Genomic DNA, 3,379 nt, shown 5'->3' on the forward strand with positions numbered 1-3,379 from the left:
TATCTTTCGGTTGAGCAAGAGCATGTTAATGGAATATCCTATTCTTTGGTGGGGATATCCCCTGTCTAGGGAGGATGTATTCAATGCACTGAGCCCGCATCTCGATGTCGACTATTTCGCGTATAAGGTCTTTTCTTTCTAAGGCGGATAGCGGGACATTCTTACTCTGTAGAAGACCAAAATTCGAATAGGACGCACGCAAGAAGACCGACATTCAGTTTTCGGTTCCGGGACGTGAGACGGACGGAGAACGCAGCTCGCAGGGGCCGCGAGCGAACGGGATACATGTGACCATGGGCCAGGCTGCCCGAGGCCAGGCTGCCGGAGGCCCAGGCTGCCGGAGGCCAGGCACTCAAGCAGAGCAGTATAAGCACGACTGAGAAGATTGAGGGGCGATACCGTCGTGGCCGTCAACAACCGGCCGAACATCCAACCTTCCCCCGTCCCCCAGATTTCCCTATCTCGGGTGCGTGACCGCGAATCGCCTGGCCGCGAATCGCCCTCCGTCGCCGCGGCGGGCAAGCGGCTCTGCGGCGAGGCAACCGCCGCGGCGACTGCATTCCACGAGCGCGGGCGGGGCCTGCTGCTGGAGGAGGGCTGGGCCGGCATCTGCCGACTGATCGGCGAGGAGTCGGACACGAACGGCGAGCCGAAGCGGCGATCGGCCCTGGATCGGCTGCTGAACGACTTCGTCGCCCTCATCGGCCGCCTGGACTATCGCGGCCGCCTGGCAGCCGGCCAGGCGATCGGCAGCGGCCCGGTGGAGGGCGCGGCCAGGACCCTGGGCTTGCGCCTGAAGGCGGGGGGGGGCCCGATGGCGAAACAAGAATGTCCGTGCCATGGCTGCGATGGCCTGTTGCGGTCATACCATCCATGGGGTCTATTCTGGAGCCGCTCCGCGTACTACCCCAAGGAGTTCTTGGCCCCCCCCATGCCACAGGGGTTACGTCAGAGCTTGTTAGATTAACAGGCTTTAAGGTATAAGATGGGGTTCGGGAGTGGTGACCTTTTACTGCCCGAAAGGCCGAAAACCGATGACTCGTCAACGAAGCCGGGGTTTCACGCTCATCGAGCTGCTGGTGGTCATCGCCATCATCGCCGTGCTCATCGCCCTGCTGTTGCCCGCCGTGCAGTCGGCCCGCGAGGCCGCCCGACGAATCCAGTGCACCAACAATCTGAAGCAACTGGGCCTTGCCCTGCACAACTACGAGGGGGTGGCGGGAGTGCTCCCGCCGCCGCTCGTGCTGGGCGGGTCGGGCTCGAAGGTCACCTGGTACGGCGGCTGGAGCGTACACGGCCGCCTCCTCCCGTTCACCGAGCAAGGCGCGGCGTTCAATTCCATCAACTTCGCCATCGACTACGAGTCGGGGCCTAACCTCACCATCACCGGGCTGAGCATCTCGTTCTTCCTCTGCCCCAGCGAACCTCGCCAGGAAGTGGGCATCGGCCCGTTCGGGGCCCCGGCCGGGGTGACCAACTACGGCTTCTGCATGGGCGACTGGTACACCTGGGGCGGGTTCAACGGCACGGACAACCGCAGCGCGTTCGCCGTCAATCGGAGCCGAAGGTTCGCCGAGTTCAACGACGGGCTCAGCAACACGCTGCTGGCCTCGGAGGCGAAGACCTATTTCAGCTATACCCGCGACTGTGGCGGGCTGGCGAACATCAACAACCCGAGCGTCATCCCCGCCCCCAACGCCGACCACCTCGCGGTCGCCCCGGAGTACAACGCGTGCTCATTCCGGTCGAAGCAAGGGCACACGGTATGGGCCGACGGGCACGTGCATCAGACCGGGTTCACCACGGCCTGGCCGCCGAACAAGGTCACCCTCGGGGGGCCGAATCGGAACGAGGACATCGACCTCAACGGCCAGCGGGAGAAGAACGGGGGGCCGACCTACGCGGCCGTGACGGCCCGGAGCTATCACCCCGGCGGCGTCGACACGCTTTTCGGCGACGGCAGCGTGAAGTTCATCAAGAGCACGGTCGATGGCAACATCTGGCGGGCCCTGGGGACCATTCGAGGCGGCGAAGTCATCTCGAGCGACGCGTACTGACCTCGCAGGCCGTTGTGGCCGCGGTCGACCCGGGAACGGCCGGAGACCGCGGCGACCGGTTCGCGCCTCACGCAGAAACGCAAACTCAACGACCCACGCCGCGGCGAGCGATGGCATCCCGGTCTCGCTCACGACACCGGCCTTTCCGTCGAACCTCGGAGCTGTGGACGGCGGAAAGGCGTCAGGAGCCGACATCAATCCATTTCGCGATCGGTTCCTGACGGCTCCCCTCCTCCGACACCTTCCCTCCCGCTCGGTTCAGATCAGCCCGCCGTTGGCCCGGACGTTCTGGCCGGAGATCCAGCGGGCTTCGTCGCTCGCGAGGAAGGCCACGACGTCGGCGATGTCCTCCGGCCGGCCGAGCCGGCCGAACGCCGCCATCTGGGCGAGCCGTTTCCGGTCCTCCTCGGTCTTGCCCTCGTTGAAGAGCTCGGTATCGGTCGGCCCCGGCGAGACGACGTTGACCGTGATGCCGCGCGCCCCGACCTCCTTGGCGAGGACGTGGGAGAGTTGCTCGACCGCCCCCTTGGTGGCGACGTACGCGGAATAGGTCGGCAGCATCAGGGCCGTCGTGGACGACGAGAAGTTGACGATCCGCCCGCCGTCGGCCAGCCGCCGGGCCGCCTGCTGGCAGCAGAAGAAGGTCCCCTTGACGTTGATCGCGAAGAGCCGGTCGAACTCCGCCTCGGTCACGTCCACGAGGCGCTTGTAGAGGATGACGCCCGCGTTGTTGACCAGGATGTCGACCTTGCCGAAATGGCCGATCGCCTCATCGAAGAGCCGGCCGACCTCGGCGACGACGGCCACGTCCGCCTTGACCGCGACCGCCCGGCCTCCCGTGCCCTGGATCTCCTCGGCGACGGCCCCCGCCGCCGCCGCGTTGCCCGCATAGTTCACCACCACCGCGGCCCCGTCGCGGGCCAGCCGCACCGCGATCGCCCGGCCGATCCCCCGCGAGGAGCCGGTCACGAGCGCCACCTTGCCGTCGAGTCGATTCGCGGACATGCATTCCCGGCGAGCTGACTCGCCGCCCCGGCACCTGAGAGTAGATGAGGACGCTGCGTGATCCAGTTCACCACGTCGATTGTGGTTCACGCCAGTCGGGGCGGTTTTCGATACTCGAGGCCGGCAGGATCGGCTCCGGTGTCTTATCTCGATTCGGTCGCCTGGCCCTGGCGAGGTGAAAAGCCGGCCTGGACGACCCTGGCGTCTTGTCCAGGATTTGTTGCGCGGGAACGAGGCCTGTCGGCATGCCTCGGCCGGCGCCGGGCTCGGCAGGAGCCTCGCCCTCCCGGGCTCGGAGCGGCTCCCCGCCGAATGGG

General features: G+C 66.1%; 3 protein-coding genes. 2 read left to right on the forward strand and 1 reads right to left on the reverse strand.

Translation table 11 applies throughout. The features are described from left to right. Positions 1-385: 385 nt before the first annotated feature. Together G6O54_RS36545 and G6O54_RS36550 are read left to right on the forward strand one after the other, a co-directional pair. Positions 386-967, forward strand: coding sequence for a hypothetical protein (locus tag G6O54_RS36545; protein WP_165235915.1), 582 nt, complete (start codon positions 386-388; stop codon positions 965-967). A gap of 67 nt (positions 968-1,034) precedes the next feature. Beyond that, on the forward strand, positions 1,035-2,057 hold the full coding sequence (locus tag G6O54_RS36550; RefSeq protein WP_165235918.1) for a DUF1559 domain-containing protein: 1,023 nt from the start codon (positions 1,035-1,037) through the stop codon (positions 2,055-2,057). 258 nt (positions 2,058-2,315) lie between these two features. On the opposite strand, the gene G6O54_RS36555 is transcribed toward G6O54_RS36550, so the two are convergent. After that, complete coding sequence (locus G6O54_RS36555) at positions 2,316-3,062, reverse strand: SDR family oxidoreductase (protein ID WP_165235921.1); 747 nt, start codon at positions 3,060-3,062, stop codon at positions 2,316-2,318. Positions 3,063-3,379: the final 317 nt, after the last annotated feature.

It is taken from the genome of Aquisphaera insulae (genome assembly GCF_011064615.1).
In the GTDB taxonomy this organism is placed as follows: Bacteria; Planctomycetota; Planctomycetia; order Isosphaerales; family Isosphaeraceae; genus Aquisphaera; species Aquisphaera insulae.